The organism is Micromonospora sp. LOL_025 (assembly GCF_048060285.1).
Classification (GTDB): domain Bacteria; phylum Actinomycetota; class Actinomycetes; order Mycobacteriales; family Micromonosporaceae; genus Micromonospora.
Map to the genome: position 1 here is coordinate 280,982 of NZ_JBHMIR010000004.1, position 14,453 is coordinate 295,434.

General features: G+C 73.1%; 17 protein-coding genes. 11 read left to right on the plus strand and 6 right to left on the minus strand.

Annotated elements, in window-relative coordinates; translation table 11 throughout:
- The first annotated feature begins 38 nt into the window (after positions 1 to 38).
- Positions 39 to 575, plus strand: coding sequence for an alpha/beta hydrolase (locus ACFHW0_RS08135; RefSeq protein ID WP_416606559.1), 537 nt, complete (start codon positions 39 to 41; stop codon positions 573 to 575).
- Between the two features lie 138 nt (positions 576 to 713).
- Here the strand turns inward: ACFHW0_RS08135 and ACFHW0_RS08140 are convergent, their stop codons facing one another.
- On the minus strand, positions 714 to 1,265 hold the full coding sequence (locus ACFHW0_RS08140; RefSeq protein WP_416606561.1) for a phosphoribosyltransferase family protein: 552 nt from the start codon (positions 1,263 to 1,265) through the stop codon (positions 714 to 716).
- Positions 1,266 to 1,461: 196 nt separating this feature from the next.
- On the opposite strand from ACFHW0_RS08140, the gene ACFHW0_RS08145 reads away from it, so the two are divergent.
- The 4 genes from ACFHW0_RS08145 (at position 1,462) to ACFHW0_RS08160 (ending at position 6,477) form a co-directional block, all read left to right on the plus strand.
- Positions 1,462 to 2,103, plus strand: a complete 642-nt coding sequence (locus ACFHW0_RS08145; protein ID WP_416606563.1) for a septal ring lytic transglycosylase RlpA family protein — start codon at positions 1,462 to 1,464, stop codon at positions 2,101 to 2,103.
- A gap of 100 nt (positions 2,104 to 2,203) precedes the next feature.
- Complete coding sequence (locus ACFHW0_RS08150; protein WP_416606565.1) at positions 2,204 to 3,331, plus strand: PP2C family protein-serine/threonine phosphatase; 1,128 nt, start codon at positions 2,204 to 2,206, stop codon at positions 3,329 to 3,331.
- A gap of 150 nt (positions 3,332 to 3,481) precedes the next feature.
- A complete protein-coding gene (locus ACFHW0_RS08155) occupies positions 3,482 to 5,338 on the plus strand; it encodes an acyl-CoA dehydrogenase (RefSeq protein WP_416606567.1) in 1,857 nt (618 codons plus the stop codon).
- An 869-nt stretch (positions 5,339 to 6,207) separates the two neighbouring features.
- Positions 6,208 to 6,477 carry a DUF6458 family protein gene (locus ACFHW0_RS08160; RefSeq protein ID WP_013730795.1) on the plus strand — a complete coding sequence of 90 codons (270 nt, stop codon included), beginning with the start codon at positions 6,208 to 6,210 and terminating at the stop codon, positions 6,475 to 6,477.
- A 56-nt stretch (positions 6,478 to 6,533) separates the two neighbouring features.
- On the opposite strand, the gene ACFHW0_RS08165 is transcribed toward ACFHW0_RS08160, so the two are convergent.
- Positions 6,534 to 7,073 (minus strand): SixA phosphatase family protein, encoded by a 540-nt coding sequence (locus tag ACFHW0_RS08165; RefSeq protein WP_416606569.1) that lies wholly within the window; start codon positions 7,071 to 7,073, stop codon positions 6,534 to 6,536.
- 115 nt (positions 7,074 to 7,188) lie between these two features.
- Between ACFHW0_RS08165 and ACFHW0_RS08170 the strand changes: the two genes are divergently transcribed.
- A complete protein-coding gene (locus tag ACFHW0_RS08170; protein ID WP_089002696.1) occupies positions 7,189 to 7,473 on the plus strand; it encodes a DUF6458 family protein in 285 nt (94 codons plus the stop codon).
- A 60-nt stretch (positions 7,474 to 7,533) separates the two neighbouring features.
- Here ACFHW0_RS08170 and trhA read toward each other — a convergent pair whose 3' ends face one another.
- Positions 7,534 to 8,211: a PAQR family membrane homeostasis protein TrhA gene (gene trhA / locus ACFHW0_RS08175; RefSeq protein WP_416606572.1), complete on the minus strand. Its 678-nt coding sequence runs from the start codon at positions 8,209 to 8,211 to the stop codon at positions 7,534 to 7,536.
- A 107-nt stretch (positions 8,212 to 8,318) separates the two neighbouring features.
- Between trhA and ACFHW0_RS08180 the strand changes: the two genes are divergently transcribed.
- From ACFHW0_RS08180 to ACFHW0_RS08190, 3 genes are read left to right on the plus strand one after another with little or no spacing between them, the layout of a single operon-like run.
- Entirely contained in the window at positions 8,319 to 8,957 is a 639-nt protein-coding gene (locus tag ACFHW0_RS08180) for a 5-oxoprolinase subunit B family protein (RefSeq protein WP_416606574.1), read from the plus strand.
- Complete coding sequence (locus ACFHW0_RS08185; RefSeq protein ID WP_416606724.1) at positions 8,855 to 9,811, plus strand: biotin-dependent carboxyltransferase family protein; 957 nt, start codon at positions 8,855 to 8,857, stop codon at positions 9,809 to 9,811. Before ACFHW0_RS08180 ends, ACFHW0_RS08185 begins: the two co-directional genes overlap by 103 nt.
- Complete coding sequence (locus ACFHW0_RS08190) at positions 9,795 to 10,544, plus strand: LamB/YcsF family protein (protein WP_366641416.1); 750 nt, start codon at positions 9,795 to 9,797, stop codon at positions 10,542 to 10,544. The genes ACFHW0_RS08185 and ACFHW0_RS08190 overlap by 17 nt, the downstream gene beginning before the upstream one ends.
- 55 nt (positions 10,545 to 10,599) lie before the next feature.
- Here ACFHW0_RS08190 and ACFHW0_RS08195 read toward each other — a convergent pair whose 3' ends face one another.
- From ACFHW0_RS08195 to ACFHW0_RS08205, 3 genes are all read right to left on the minus strand, one after another.
- Positions 10,600 to 12,441 carry an NHL domain-containing thioredoxin family protein gene (locus ACFHW0_RS08195; protein WP_416606576.1) on the minus strand — a complete coding sequence of 614 codons (1,842 nt, stop codon included), beginning with the start codon at positions 12,439 to 12,441 and terminating at the stop codon, positions 10,600 to 10,602.
- Positions 12,442 to 12,512: 71 nt separating this feature from the next.
- A complete protein-coding gene (locus ACFHW0_RS08200; RefSeq protein ID WP_416606577.1) occupies positions 12,513 to 12,758 on the minus strand; it encodes a flavin reductase in 246 nt (81 codons plus the stop codon).
- Positions 12,758 to 13,069, minus strand: a complete 312-nt coding sequence (locus ACFHW0_RS08205) for a hypothetical protein (protein WP_416606578.1) — start codon at positions 13,067 to 13,069, stop codon at positions 12,758 to 12,760. Before ACFHW0_RS08205 ends, ACFHW0_RS08200 begins: the two co-directional genes overlap by 1 nt.
- Positions 13,070 to 13,442: 373 nt before the next feature.
- Between ACFHW0_RS08205 and ACFHW0_RS08210 the strand changes: the two genes are divergently transcribed.
- Positions 13,443 to 14,210: a DUF5753 domain-containing protein gene (locus ACFHW0_RS08210; RefSeq protein WP_416606579.1), complete on the plus strand. Its 768-nt coding sequence runs from the start codon at positions 13,443 to 13,445 to the stop codon at positions 14,208 to 14,210.
- Positions 14,201 to 14,392 carry a DUF397 domain-containing protein gene (locus ACFHW0_RS08215; RefSeq protein WP_416606580.1) on the plus strand — a complete coding sequence of 64 codons (192 nt, stop codon included), beginning with the start codon at positions 14,201 to 14,203 and terminating at the stop codon, positions 14,390 to 14,392. Before ACFHW0_RS08210 ends, ACFHW0_RS08215 begins: the two co-directional genes overlap by 10 nt.
- Positions 14,393 to 14,453 lie beyond the last annotated feature (61 nt).

Consider the following 14,453-nt stretch of genomic DNA (forward strand, 5'->3'; position numbering starts at 1 on the left):
TGGGCGCTACGGTGGGTGGGGCGACGATCGGAGGCGGCATGGCGGACAGGCGCGCGGTGCTCATCCCCGGCCGGGGCTACGACACCCGGTTCCCGCTCTTCGTCTACGCCGGCGAGGCGCTGCGCCGCGTCGGCTACGCCCTGCACGCCGTCTCGTGGGAGGTGCCGGAGCGGTTCGCCCCCGACCGGGAGGGGCCGGGGCCGGCCATCGAATGGGTGATCGGGCAGGTCGCCCCGACCCTCGCCGAGCCGACGCACCTGCTGGTCGGCAAGTCGCTCGGCTCGATGGCCACGCCGCTCGCGGCCGACCGCGGGCTGCCGGCCGTCTGGCTCACCCCGCTGCTCCACGTGCCCGCCGTGGCCGACGGCCTGCGCCGCGCCACCGCGCCGTTCCTGCTGGTGGGCGGCACGGCGGACCCGTCCTGGGACGGCCCGCTCGCCCGCCGGCTCACCCCGCACGTGGTGGAGATCGAGCGGGCCGACCACGCGCTGATGGTGCCGGGCCCGCTGGCCCGCTCGGCGGAGGCGCTCGGCCGGGTCTGCACGGCCGTCGAGACGTTCGTTCAGATCAGCTGACCGGCATAGCCGACGGCGGCGAGCACCCGCTCGTCGCCGCTCGCCGCGTGCGCCTCGAGGACCGCGTCGGCCAGCTTGACCACGTGCGCGTCGCCGTGCCGCGCGGCCCCGGGCCTCCGACCTGAACCGAGGTTCAGGTCAAGCCGTCAGGTCGGCACCGTCCAGGATTCCCCGGACGCGCAGTTCGGCGGCGACCGCCGGGGGGCAGTCGAGTACGACCGTGGCGGTGCCGACCGGTTCCGCACCCCGCGCGGCGCAGATCTCGTACAGCGCGCGGACCTGCGCCCCGGTCGCCACCCAGTCGTCCACCACCAGCACCCGGTCACCCCTTTCGAGGCCGTGGTCGCGTACGGCCAGGTCGACCCGTCGTCCCCGGAAGTCCGGCGGGCTCTGCGCCCAGGTGAGCGGCCCGGCGGGCAGCCGGCCGTCGCCCGGCTTGTGGGCCGGTACGAAGCCGACCCCGAGCGCCGTCGCGGCGAGCGGGCCGAGCAGGTACCCGGTGACCGCCGGCGAGACGACCACCGTCGGCCGGGCGGCCCGAAACGGCGCCACGAGGGCCGGCCCCAGCCGGGCGAGAACCTCCGGGTCCCGCCACCAGCCGGAGACGTCGCTGACCAGGTGAGTGGCGCCGGGGCCGGGATCGATCCACCTGACCAGCGCGGCGAGGCGTCCGCTCAGCTCGGAGGGCATGGGCCCATCCTGCGCCACGGGGACCGGGCCGGGCGCCCCGCCCCGCACCCGGGCCGCCCGGCCCACGTCGGATCGGATGATCGGCTACACGTATCGCCGTAATTGCGGCCATACCACCATGACCACGTTGACTTCGGAAGTGCTTCTCTCGTTACGGTCCGACCCGATTTGCTCGTAAGACGAAAGGACCGCCCCGGTGACTGGCAGGCACTCCCGTACCCGCATGTTCTCCTCGCCGGCCGGCATCGCGGCCACTGCGGCGGTCGGGGTCGCCCTCGCCGTCGGCGGCACCGTCGGCGCCGTCCAGCTGACCTCGGGCGCGGAGCCCGCCCGCCCGGCTGCGGTCGACCTCGCGCCCAGCGGCCTGCCGACCAGTGCGGCCCCCACCTCGCCGGCCGCCCCGCCGGCCGTTACGCCGAGCGCCAGCGCGTCGCCGAGCGCGACCGCCAGCCCCAGGGCCAGCCGGTCCGCCCAGGCCCCCTCCCGGAGCAAGCCGCGCACCGCCGCGCCGAAGCCCACCGCGACGAAGAAGAGCAGCACCGCCCGGCCAGTCGTCGACAGCGGTTCGTGCGGCGCCTCGTTCTACTCCGAGGGGCAGCTCACCGCCAACGGCGAGAACTTCGATCCGTCCGCGCTGACCGCCGCCCACAAGACCCTGCCGTTCGACACGAGGGTCCGGGTCACCAACCCGGCGAACGGCAGGTCAGTGACGGTGCGCGTCAACGACCGTGGCCCGTTCATCGAGGGGCGCTGCCTGGACCTGTCCCGCGCCGCGTTCGCCGGGATCGCCCCACTCGACGCCGGTTACGTGGAGGTCCGCTACGAGGTGCTCGGCTGAGCGCCGGCCGGGTGGCGATCGGCCCGGTGACACGATCCGGGTGGGCAGAACATGCTCGCCCGACGGGCCAGGTTCATTCACCCGCTCACGTCCATCAGGCATGCTGTCCCTCGTACGCACGCGACCCTTCCAGTCGGGCCCCGGCCCACTGAGCCCCGGATCCCGCGCCGGCCTCGGCGCGGCCTTCGTCCTGCTCGCGATCGTCTCGGCCGTGGAGCTGGCCGACGGCCGTCCGGCGAACTACATCGCGCTCATGGTGGCCGCGCCGTTCCTGACGGCCGCGCTGGCGTCGTGGCGGATCGTGCTCGGCGTGGGCCTGGCCGCCACCGCCCTGGGGGCCGGCTTCGCCCTCTGGGAGGAGACCGTGGCGCTGCCCACCACGGTCGCCGTCGCGGGCATCGCACTGGGCACCGCCATCGCGGTGGCCACGGCGGCCGTACGGCAGCGGCAGGCCGAGCGCATCGCCGAGCTCTCCCGACTCGCCTCGGTCGCCCAGCAGGCCGTGCTGCGTCCGCTCGGACCGCAGGTCGGCACGCTCTCGGTGGCCGCCCGCTACATCTCGTCCACCGCCACTGCCGAGATCGGCGGTGACCTGTACGAGGCGGTCGACACGCCGTACGGGGTGCGGATGATCATCGGCGACGTGCGGGGCAAGGGCCTCGACGCGGTGCGGCTCGCCAGCATCGTGCTCGGTTCGTACCGGCACGTGGCGTACGAGCGGGCGGACCTGCGGGCCGTCGTGACCGACCTGGACCGGGCGGTGGCCCGGAGCGTGGGCGACGAGGACTTCGTCACCGCCGCACTGGTCGAGGAGCGGGGCGGGACGCTCACCATCGTCAACTGCGGTCACCCGCCGCCGCTGCTGCTGCGCCGGGGCGCCGTCATCCCGCTCGAACCACCGGCCCCCGCCCCGCCGCTGGGCTTCATGCCGGTGGTACGCCCCCGGGTCGAGCGGCTGGAGCCCGGCGACCGGCTGCTGCTCTTCACCGACGGGCTCGGCGAGGCGCGCCGGGACGGGGAGTTCTTCCCGACCGCCGACCGGGCCTGGCGGCTGCTCGGCCACGGCACCGTCGGCGACGGGCTCGCCTCGCTGGAGACGGCCCTGGTCGAGTGGGTGCACGGCCGGCTCGACGACGACATCGCCCTGGTCCTGATGGAGTACACGGGCTCGCGCGGCCCCGCCACGGTCGCCGTGCCCAGCTGGGAAGTCGGCGCGGCCGAGAGCTGAGCCGGGCGGGCTCGACGCCCCCTTCCGCAACCCGAACGGGAAGTGTGTAATCGCCGTCACTTCGGTGATCGGCTTGTCGCTGCCTACCCATCGGTAATACAGTCAGGGTTACTGATCGGTAACACCTGTCCGGAAGCGGGGCCAGCGAGCATGACCCACTACAAGAGCAACCTTCGGGACCTCGAGTTCAACCTCTTCGAGGTCTTCGGGGCGGACCAGGCGTTCAGCCAGGAGCCGTACACGGACCTGGACGTCGACACCGCACGCGACATCCTCGCCGAGGTCGACCGCCTCGCCCGTGAGGATCTGGCCGCCAGCTACACGGACAGCGACCGCAACCCGCCGGTCTTCGACCCGGCCACGCACACCGCGCCGCTGCCGGAGTCGTTCAAGAAGTCGTACCGGGCGTTCATGAACTCCGAGTTCTGGCGCCTGGAGCTCCCGACGGAGCTGGACGGCAGCAACGCGCCCCGGGCGCTCGTGTGGTCCCTCGCCGAGCTGATCCTCGGCGCCAACGCCGCCGTGTGGATGTACTCCTCCGGCCCGTCCTTCGCGCACGTGCTGCACGTCGAGGGCACCGAGCAGCAGAGGCGGTGGGCGAAGCTCTTCGCCGACAAGCAGTGGGGCTCCACGATGGTGCTCACCGAGCCGGACGCCGGCTCGGACGTGGGCGCCGGCCGGGCCCGCGCCGTACCGCAGCCCGACGGCTCCTGGCACATCGAGGGCGTGAAGCGCTTCATCACGTCCGCCGAGCACGACCTGAGCGACAACATCATCCACTACGTGCTGGCCCGTCCGGTCGGCGTCGAGGGTGTCGGTGGCCCGGGCACCAAGGGCCTCTCCCTCTTTGTGGTGCCGAAGTACCACTTCGACGAGAACACCGGTGAGCTGGGCGAGCGCAACGGCGTCTTCGCCACCAACGTCGAGCACAAGATGGGCCTGAAGGTCTCCAACACCTGCGAGGTGACCTTCGGCGAGCACGGCGTGCCGGCCAAGGGCTGGCTGCTGGGCGAGAAGCACGACGGCATCCGGCAGATGTTCATGATCATCGAGAACGCCCGGATGATGGTCGGCACCAAGGCCATCGCCACCCTCTCGACCGGCTACCTGAACGCCCTCGAGTACGCCAAGAGCCGGGTGCAGGGCGCCGACCTGACCCAGATGGCGGACAAGACCGCGCCGCGCGTCACGATCACCCACCACCCGGACGTGCGCCGGTCGCTGCTGCTGCAGAAGGCGTACGCCGAGGGCCTGCGCGCCCTGGTCTGCTACACCGCCACCTGGCAGGACAAGGTCGCCATCGCCGAGGCGGCGGGCGACGAGAAGGGGACCAAGCTCGCCAAGCGGGTCAACGACCTGTTGCTCCCGCTGGTCAAGGGCGTCGGTTCGGAGCGGGCGTACGAGCTGCTCGGCCACGAGTCGCTGCAGACCTTCGGTGGCTCCGGCTTCCTCCAGGACTACCCCCTGGAGCAGTACGTCCGGGACGCGAAGATCGACACCCTCTACGAGGGCACGACGGCGATCCAGAGCCTCGACCTCATCTTCCGGAAGATCGTCCGGGACAACGGCAAGGCCCTGATGGCGGTTGCCGGCGAGATCCAGGAGTTCATCGCCACCGAGGCCGGCAACGGTCAGCTCAAGGAGGAGCGGCAGGCGCTGGGCAAGGCGCTCGCCGAGATCCAGAACATGCTGGGCGTGATGACCGGCTGGCTGGGCGAGGCGCAGGGCGGCGACACCCGGGCGCTCTACAAGGTCGGCCTGAGCAGCCGCCGCTTCCTGCTGGCGATCGGCGACCTGATCGTCGGTTGGCTGCTCCAGAAGCAGGCCGACGTGGCCCTGAAGGCCCTGGCCGGCGAGGTCTCCGCCGCCGACAAGGCGTTCTACACCGGCAAGGTGGCCGCCGCCCGGTTCTTCGCCCGCGAGGTGCTGCCCCGCATCGGCGCCGACCGGCGGATCGTCGAGAGCACCGACCTGGACGTCATGGACCTCCCGGAGGAGGCCTTCTGAGGTACGCCGTGACGCGCCACGGCGCGGCGGCGGAGCCGGGGGCGACCCGGCGATGATCGGCACGACGGCCGGCGGGCAACAGCTCGCCGGCCGTCGTCGTCCGTCCCGCCGGGCCGGGTCGGCGCCGACCGTCGCCGATGCTGTCGTCGGAGGCGCAAGAGCACCATCGGGCAAGGGCAGGCAGGTGCACGCTGTCCACCCGCCCCTGCCCGACCTTTCCAGTCGGCGCATCCGGGTCGGTCGCCGCGCATCCGGGTGCCCCGCCGCCGCCGACCACCGAATGAGAGCGGTCCCCGCAGCCTGCGCCCCTCGCCCCGAGCGTGGTCCCCGCAGCCTCAGCCCTGGCCCGAGCGGGGTTCCGCTTGCCTTCGTCGGCGGCCCGCGCCCGGCGGCATCCGGCACGTCAGCGCCAAGCCAATCACGTAGCGTCACGGACCCGCCGTTCCCGCGACCCACCCCTCGCCACCCTTTGCTCTGCATCCATGGACGCAACAGCAACTCTGGGTGCCTGTTGCGTCCATGGATGCAGAGCAAAGCGTCTGCGGCGGGGTGCCGGTGGGAGCGGCCGTTCGTGCCGATCGGGCCATATTCGGATGTCATGTCTGTTTCTCGGGCGGTGGCACCGAGCGGCTTTGGCTACAGCGGGTAAGGACGCGGATTCCTGAGGCGCGGTTACCGTGCGCAACCGTGGCGATGAACCAGGCCGGTGGAGAGGAGTGGTGCCGACCGACGTGGTGGCCGCCCGTTGCGGTGTGCCTCCGCCGGCTATTCGGGGAGGCCATCCGGGTAGCCGGGCGGTGTGGCGGGTAACCGTCGCGAGGCCACGTCAGAGAACGCCCAGAGCCACCGCACGGGGGAGTGCAGCGCACATGGGCATTGGTAGCGGAATCTTCCTGATCGCCATCGGCGCGATCCTGACCTTCGCCATCAGAGCCAACGTCTGGTGGGTCGACCTGCGCGCGGTCGGTTGGGTGTTCATCCTGGCCGGGCTGGGCGTCCTGCTCACCACGCTCTGGTTCTGGCAGGACCGGCGCAAGCGGGCACGGACTCTGATCGTCGAGGAGAACCGGCTCTCGCACCCGACCGCGATGATGCCACCGCCGCCCGATCCGCCGCCGCCTACGGCGCCGCCGTCCTGAGTCGCGGCCTGATCGCGCCGCCGTCCTGAGCCACCCGTCACGCACCGGCGGGTGGCTCAGCCGCGTGCGGTGTGCCGATCCGTGATCGGTGCCCCGCCCGGGCCGAGCTGCGGCCAGTCGACGACGGGCCGGTGCACCACCACGTCGCTGGTGCGCATGCCGTCCTGGTCCGCCCGCTCCGGGTCGAGCAGCGCCGAGAGCAGCGAGATGCCCGGGTTGTGCGCGATCAGCAGCACCGTACGGGCGCTCGGGTCCACGCCCCGGACCAGCGTCAGCAGGTCCTCCGGGTGCGCCTCGTACGCGTCGGCCTCGTAGCGCACGACGGGGGCGGGGCCTGCCGAGCCGCCCTCCGGTGGGGATCCGGTCATGCCCATCGCCACGCTGTGCCAGGTCTCCCGCGTGCGCCGGGCGGCCGAGCAGATGACCACGTCCGGCAGCAGGTCGTGCTTGGCCAGCCAGGCGCCGGCCGCTGCCGCGTCGGCCTGGCCCCGTACGGCCAGGGGGCGCTGCACGTCCGGCGTCACCTCCCCGGGCGGCTCGGCCTTGGCGTGCCGGAGCAGCACCAGCGTGCGTCCCCGGGCGGAAGCGTCCGTCATGTCCTCAGCTTGCCCGATTGGCGATCAGAGCGCCTGGGTAAGTCGATGGATGCCGCAACCTCACCGATGGCCGCGGCGGAAGGAAACGCCAGGTGACAGCCGAGGAGGCGACGAGATGGGCTTTGGTGGCAGTATCTTCCTGATCGCGTTGGGTGCGATCTTCGCGTTCGCCGTGGAGGCGGATCTCGGCTGGCTCAACCTGGCCGTGGTCGGCTGGGTGCTGATGCTGGCCGGCGTGGCCGGCCTGCTGCTCACCCTCCACTTCTGGAACTCGCGCCGCCGGGCCGTGGTCGCCCCGGTGCGCGGTGAGCGTGTGGTCGCCGAGCAGGTCGTGCCGGTGCAGGACGACCGGGTCGTGGAGGAGTACCGCGAGGTGCGTCGGCCGCGCCGTACCGTCTGACGTCAGAAAAACGATCTTTCCGGGGGCCCCGCCGCGCGGCGGGGCCCCGGTGCGTGTCCGTCAGGCGAAGAGAGCGAAGTAGATGGCGATGTGGTGGCAGAGCGCGGCCACGAGCGTGCAGGCGTGGAAGAACTCGTGGTGGCCGAAGACGGTGGGCCAGGGGTTGGGCCGGCGGAGCGCGTAGAAGACCGCGCCGACGCTGTAGATCGCGCCGCCCACGCTGAGCAGCACCAGCGCCGTGACGCCGCCCTGGTGCAGGATGTCGGGCAGCATCGCGACCGAGACCCAGCCGAGCGCCAGGTAGAGCGGCGCGGAGACCCAGCGCGGAGCGTGCGGCCAGACCAGCTTGAGCGCCACGCCCGCGAGCGCGCCGCCCCAGACCAGCGCCAGCATGATCGTGGCCGGCCGGGGTTCCAGCAGCAGTACGCAGAACGGGGTGTAGGTGCCGGCGATGAACACGAAGATCATCGAATGGTCCATCCGGCGCATGATCTGGTAGCCGCGCTCGGACCACACGCGCCGGTGGTAGAGCGCGCTGGTGCCGAAGAGCCCGCACACCGTCACGCTGTAGATGAGGCAGCTGACCAGCGGGGCCCAGCCGGGCCGGGTGGCGGCGATCGCGCTGAGCACGACGCCGCAGAGGAGGGCGACGAAGAACGCGTACGTGTGCAGCCAGCCGCGCATCCGGGGCTTACCGATGTCGACCGGCTTCAGTCGAAGCGGTGCGGAGGTGGTCACGTCCTTAGGTTACGGCACCGTAGGTTACTTTCAAGTAGTGCGTCCGGTCACGTGGGACGGCGGTCGACCGGCCCGGGTGCCGTGCGCCGGTCGGGGAGTATGGCGGGATGCGGATCCGACCCGTCGGCGCACACGCCCTGCTGATCGACTGTGCCGACGCCGACCAGGTGGAGGCGTGGCGGGCCGAGCTGTGGCGGCGGCGCGAACGCGGCGAGCTGACCGCCGTCGAGATCGTGCCGGCGGCCACCACCGTCCTGCTCGACGGCGTGCCGGACCCGGCCACGACGGCCGCGCGGATCGCCGCCTGGCCGCCCCGACCGGGCGCCCCCGGTGGGCCGACCGTCGCGGGCGCGCCCGCAGCCGCCGCCGATCTGGTCGAGGTTCCGGTGATGTACGACGGGGAGGACCTGGCCCTCGTCGCCGACCACTGGGGCGTGGACGTGCCGACGGTGGTCGACCGGTTGCGGGGTACCCGCTTCCGGGTGGCCTTCTGCGGCTTCGCCCCCGGGTTCGCCTACCTGACCGGGCTCCCCGCCGAACTGGCGGTGCCCCGGCTGCCGACCCCGCGTCCCCGGGTGCCGGCCGGCTCGGTCGCCCTGGCCGGCCCGTACGCCGGGATCTATCCGGCGGCCTCGCCCGGCGGCTGGCTGCTGGTCGGGCGCACCGACGCCACCCTCTTCGACGTGCACGCCGACCCGCCGGCCCGGCTCACCCCGGGCACCCGGGTACGCCTGATGGCCGCATGACCCCGGCAATCGAGGTGCTCCGCGCCGGGGCGCTGACCACCGTCCAGGACCTGGGCCGGGCCGGCTGGGCACACCTCGGCGTACCCCGGTCGGGCGCGCTCGACCCGGCGGCGCTGCGGCTGGCCAACCGGCTCGTCGGCAACCCGGAGTCCGCCGCCGGCCTGGAGATCACGATGACCGGCTGCGAGCTGCGGTTCCGCCGCGCGACGGCGGTCGCGGTCACCGGTGCCGGTGCCGCCGTCCAGGTCGGCGACCGCCCCGGTGACGTGGGCCGGCCGCTGTCGGTGCCGGCGGGCGCCGTGCTGCGGATCGGCCCGCCCCGCGACGGCCTGCGCAACTGGCTCGCGGTCGGCGGCGGGCTCGCCGTCGAACCCGTGCTCGGCAGCCGCGCCACGGACACCCTCTCCGGGCTCGGCCCACCGCCACTGCGCGACGGCGACCGGCTGCCCCTGGGCGCACCGACCGGACCGCCCGCCCCGGTGGACGTCACCGTCGTGGCGCCCACCCCGACCGAGCTGCGGCTGACCCTGCGGCTCGGCCCCCGCGACGACTGGTTCACCTCGGCCGCGCTGGACCGGCTGTTCGGCAGCGCGTACACGGTGAGCCCGGTGAGCAACCGGGTCGGCGCGCGACTCACGGGCGCGGCGCTGCCCCGCGCGGTGGCCGGGGAACTGCCCAGCGAGGGCATCGTGCTCGGCGCGGTGCAGGTGCCGGCGGACGGCCAACCGTTGATCTTCCTCGCCGACCATCCGACCACCGGCGGGTACCCCGTCGTCGGGGTGGTGGACGACGTGACCCCGCTCGCGCAGGCCCGGCCAGGGACTACGGTCAGGTTCCATGGACCTCAACGCTGACCTCGGCGAGGGATTCGGCATCTGGCGACTCGGCGACGACGCCGCGCTGCTGGACCTCGTCACCTCCGCCAACGTCGCCTGCGGCTTCCACGCCGGCGACGCGTCCACCATGCGCCGGGTCTGCGAGGGCGCCGCCGAGCGCGGGGTGGCCGTCGGCGCGCAGGTCGGCTACCGGGACCTCGCCGGCTTCGGCCGGCGGCACATCGCGTACGCCTTCGCGGAGCTGCGCGACGAGGTCACCTACCAGCTCGGGGCCCTGGAGGCGTTCTGCCGGCTCTTCCGCACCCGGGTCCGCTACCTGAAGCCGCACGGGGCGCTCTACCACGCCGCCGCCTGCGACGAGGCCCAGGCGGCGGCGCTGGTCGCGGCGGTCGGCGACTACGACGACCAGCTGCCGCTGCTCTGCCTGCCCGGCTCGGTCCTCGCGCAGCTCGCCGCCGGCGCCGGGCTGCGGGTGGTCGCCGAGGGCTTCGCCGACCGGGGCTACCTGCCCAACGGCTCACTGGTGCCGCGCACCGCGCCCGGCGCGCTGGTCACCGACCCGGAGGAGGTGGCCGCCCGGGCCGTGCGGATGGCCACCGAGCGGACCGTGGTCGCGGTCGACGGCAGCGTCGTCCCGTGCCCGGTCGAGTCGATCTGCCTGCACGGCGACACCCCCGGCGCGGTCCGCTGCGCCGAACTGGTGCGCGCCGCCCTGATCGACGCCGGCGTCACCCCCACCCCGTTCGCGTGAAAGGGCCCCTTCCCGCGAGGGAGGGGCCCTTTCCCGACGCCGACCGCGACCGGCGTCAGGCGTCGTCCAGGCCGCGCAGCACCAGCGGAAGCCGCGCGGCGCCGCCGTCGACCACCCGGACCGGGACGCCCCAGTCCTGCCGCGTGAGGTGGCAGGCCGCGTGCTCGACGTCCGCGTCGCAGGTCGCCGCCTGGGCGGTCACCTGGAGCACCCCGCCGGCCACCGTGCCGTCGACCACCAGCCGGCGGGACAGCTCGGTGCCGGTCCCCGCCCCCTCCACGAGCAGCTCCGGCGGCGACGCCGACACCACCAGCCGCGTCGACGGGCCGTACGTCTCGTCGAGCTTCTGCCCCGGGGCGGGCGTGAAGATCACGTCCAGGGTCACCTCGCCGGCCGCCACGACGGTGGGTTTGCGCTCGGTGCGGTGCCGGGGACCGTCGACGGTGCTCGCGCCGGCCGCCGAGAGCGCGCCGGGCGCCAGCCGGGTCAGCCGGTGCGCGGCGGACTCCACCACCAGGACCTCGCCGGACGGGGTGAGCACCAGGTCGCTCGGCTCGGCGAGCCCGTCGGCGACCGTCGAGACCCGGTCGCTCTGCGGGTCGAAGCGGCGGACCGCCCCGTTGTACGTGTCGGCCACCAACACCGAGCCGTCCGGCAGCGCCAACACGCCCAGCGGGTGCTGGAGCAGCGCCTCCGCCGCCGGCCCGTCGACGTGCCCGAAATCGAAGAGCCCCTGCCCGACGGCGGTGCCCATGACGTCGTTCTCGACGTAGCGGATCGCGCTGGTCTCGCTGTCGGCCACCCAGAGCCGTACGCCGTCGGCGGAGACGGAGAGGCCGGACGGCTGCGCCATCCACGCCTCGGCCAGCGGCCCGTCGCGCAGGGCCTCGACGGTGGTGCCCGCGTACATGCCGGCGGTGCGCTTCACCGGGTCGAACCACCAGAGCTGGTGGATGCCGGCCATCGCGATGACGACCTTGTCGTCGTACCAGGCCAGGTCCCAGGGGGAGGAGAGGTCGACCGAGAGCGCGTCGTGCGAGTGGTCGTCGACCGTGGAACGCCACTGCCGGCCGGTGCCGGTGACCGTCACGACGTCGCCGTCCGCCAGCCGTACGCCGCGCAGCAGGTGGTTGACCGTGTCGGCGACGACGAGGTCGTAGCCGGCCACCTCGGCGGTGTGCGCCGGCAGCAGGCACAGCCCCTGCGGCTCGGAGAAGGTGGCCGCCCCGGCCGGACCGTCGACCCGGCCCCGGGTGCCCGCGCCGATCCGCCGGACCAGCGTCTCGCCGTCACCGGCCAGCTCCGCCAGCGAGTGCCGCGCCGAGTCGGACACCAGCAGGTTGCCGTTCTCCAGCAGCACCGCCTTGCCCGGGAAGCGCAGCGTGGTCTCCGGCTCGGCGGGCGGGACGTACGGGCCGTCGCCCCGGTGCAGGGTGCCCTTCGCCTCGTGGGTGGCGATCAGGTCGTCGACGAGGCGGGCGAGCCCTTCGGCGTGACCCTCGCCGGCCATCGTCGCGACCACGTAGCCCTCGGGGTCGATCACCGACAGGGTGGGCCAGGCGCGGGCCGCGTACTGCTGCCACATGTCCAGCTCGGGGTCGTCGAGCACCGGGTGGTGGACGCCGTACCGCTCCACGGCGGCGGCCAGCGCGTCCGGGTCCTTCTCGTGCTCGAACTTCGGCGAGTGCACGCCGATCACGACGAGCACGTCGCCGTACTTCTCCTCCAGCGGGCGCAGCTCGTCGAGCACGTGCAGGCAGTTGATGCAGCAGAAGGTCCAGAAGTCAGCGATGACGATCTTGCCCCGCAGATCGGACAGCTTCAGCTCTCGCCCACCCGTGTTGAGCCACTGCCGGCCCCGCAGCTCGGGGGCACGTACGCGCGGTGTCGTTCCCATGTCCGCCAGCCTGCCATGTCGGGCTCGCGCCACGTCGGACCCGTGACCCGGACGACAGGCGGCGAGCCGGGCTAGCGGGCGCGGGCCCAGCCGGTGAAGCGCGCCGTCAGGTCCGCCGGCGGGCTGCCGTGGTCCAACTCGGCGAGTTGCGTGGCGGCCTCCTCGCACAGCTCGGCGAGGTGGACCAGCAGCGCGTCGGGGTTCTCGCGGTACTTCGCGAGCAGGAGCAGCTTTGCCGTCGAGCAGGGCCACGCCACCCCGCAGGCGCTGCACCGCCAGGTGGGCCGGCTGGGGACGTGGGCGCGGACGTGGGCCATCAGCCCACCGCCACGCGGGGGCGGGCCGGTGGCCGGCGGGAGAGGGCAGGCCGGGCCGGGGGCGGCGCCGTGACGACCCACTCAAGGCCCTCGCGCAGGACGAACAGCTCACGCTTCGCCACCGCGCGGCCCCTGGCGTCGAGCTGGTAACCCTCCAACCAGAGCCAGCCGTACGGCGGGAAGCGGTCGACGAGTTCGCGGATCACGCGCACGCGCATCGGGGTCACGAACTGCGGCGACGCCGCCCGGGTCAGGTGGAGGACCTCGCCGGCCCGCAGCATCCGTACGGGAGGCGGTGTCCGGGCGGTCATTGCGGACCCCGGTTGCACCGGGCGGACCAGCGCGACGCGGGGACGACGTTGCTCACGCGGCCTGGGCCCCGGTACGGCGGGATGAACGGACCGATCGGCCCCGGGACGACCGGGCGGGCCGGCGGCGGATCGCTCTTCGGCGCGGGTGTCGGCTTCGGCCTCTCCTCGGGCATGCTCCCCCTCGTGCGGCGGGTGGTGGGAGGGGCCGTCCGGCTGCTCGCCCGGGGCGGCCCCGTCAGCGCGGCCCGGCGGGCTCCCATCGCCTCCACCGGCTCACGCCGTCTACGAAGCACTCTGCCGAGGGTTGCTGGACAATCACACAGCGTTAGATGATTTCTCGGGAACGTTCTGATCGCTCCAGAAGGGACGCGGCATGAACCATGCATTCGTGGCGGCGCTCGCCGAGGCGTGCGAGACAGCCGAAAGCCTGGGAGGCCGCCTCGGGATTCATCCGAAGACCGTTGCTCGGTGGGCAAACCCGGGACGTATCCCGCAGAGCCGACATCGTGCGGAGGTAGCGAAGATCCTCGGCAAGAACGTGTCGGAACTCTGGCCGGACACGCTGAACCGCCGCGAACCCGTGTGGTTCCGACCGTGGGTCGACATCGAGCGTGAGGCGGTAGCCCTACGGGCTTTCCAACTCGCCTGGGTGCCGGGCCTCCTCCAGACCGAGGCTTATGCGCGGGCCACGTTCATCGGCCAGCCGCTAGCCAACGACGAGGTGGGCGAGTTGGTCTCGGCGCGGGTTGCCCGCCAGGGGATCCTGACTCGTGAACGCGGACCCCTGTTCGTCGCGGTGCTGGACGAGGAGATCATCCGTCGTCCCGCGGCAGGAGACCGGAGACTGATGGCCGAGCAGCTAGCCCATTTGGTGCGCTGTGCCGAGATGCCGAACGTGCAACTCCACGTCGTGCCACGTGAGACAGCGACTTATCCAGGCCTCGACGGACCGTTCACACTCGCCGAACTTCCCGACGGAACGCGGGTGGCGCACGTCGATAGCCAGGCGCGTGCACAGATAGTCGACCAGACATCCGACATTGCTACGCTGGAGCACCGGTGGGAACGCATACGGGGTGAGGCTCTTCCCCGAGGGCGCTCCTTGGAACTTCTCAGAGAAGCGGCAGCATCATGGACCTGACCGGCGCGCAGTGGCGCAAGAGCACGAAGAGCGGTGGCAATGGTGGCGACTGCGTCGAGGTCGCCGACAACCTTTCCGGCGTCGTAGGGGTCCGCGACTCGAAGGACCCGACCGGCCCGGCCCTTGTCTTCGCCCCGGCCGCCTGGCGGGCCTTCGTCGCCCAGGTCGCCGAACGGTCCTGACCGACCAGACTCCCGAAAGCGCCCGTCCCCGATCCCGGAGGCGGGCGCTTTCCGTTGCCGT

Bases quoted from the DNA above. Each gene is read 5' to 3' on its own strand.
- ACFHW0_RS08135 (WP_416606559.1), top strand. From the start codon at position 39: ATGGCGGACAGGCGCGCGGTGCTCATCCCCGGCCGGGGCTACGACACC.
- ACFHW0_RS08140 (WP_416606561.1), bottom strand. From the start codon at position 1,265: ATGCCCTCCGAGCTGAGCGGACGCCTCGCCGCGCTGGTCAGGTGGATC.
- ACFHW0_RS08150 (WP_416606565.1), top strand. From the start codon at position 2,204: ATGCTGTCCCTCGTACGCACGCGACCCTTCCAGTCGGGCCCCGGCCCA.
- ACFHW0_RS08155 (WP_416606567.1), top strand. From the start codon at position 3,482: ATGACCCACTACAAGAGCAACCTTCGGGACCTCGAGTTCAACCTCTTC.
- ACFHW0_RS08160 (WP_013730795.1), top strand. From the start codon at position 6,208: ATGGGCATTGGTAGCGGAATCTTCCTGATCGCCATCGGCGCGATCCTG.
- ACFHW0_RS08165 (WP_416606569.1), bottom strand. From the start codon at position 7,073: ATGACGGACGCTTCCGCCCGGGGACGCACGCTGGTGCTGCTCCGGCAC.
- ACFHW0_RS08170 (WP_089002696.1), top strand. From the start codon at position 7,189: ATGGGCTTTGGTGGCAGTATCTTCCTGATCGCGTTGGGTGCGATCTTC.
- ACFHW0_RS08180 (WP_416606574.1), top strand. From the start codon at position 8,319: ATGCGGATCCGACCCGTCGGCGCACACGCCCTGCTGATCGACTGTGCC.
- ACFHW0_RS08190 (WP_366641416.1), top strand. From the start codon at position 9,795: ATGGACCTCAACGCTGACCTCGGCGAGGGATTCGGCATCTGGCGACTC.
- ACFHW0_RS08195 (WP_416606576.1), bottom strand. From the start codon at position 12,441: ATGGGAACGACACCGCGCGTACGTGCCCCCGAGCTGCGGGGCCGGCAG.
- ACFHW0_RS08200 (WP_416606577.1), bottom strand. From the start codon at position 12,758: ATGGCCCACGTCCGCGCCCACGTCCCCAGCCGGCCCACCTGGCGGTGC.
- ACFHW0_RS08205 (WP_416606578.1), bottom strand. From the start codon at position 13,069: ATGACCGCCCGGACACCGCCTCCCGTACGGATGCTGCGGGCCGGCGAG.
- ACFHW0_RS08210 (WP_416606579.1), top strand. From the start codon at position 13,443: ATGAACCATGCATTCGTGGCGGCGCTCGCCGAGGCGTGCGAGACAGCC.
- ACFHW0_RS08215 (WP_416606580.1), top strand. From the start codon at position 14,201: ATGGACCTGACCGGCGCGCAGTGGCGCAAGAGCACGAAGAGCGGTGGC.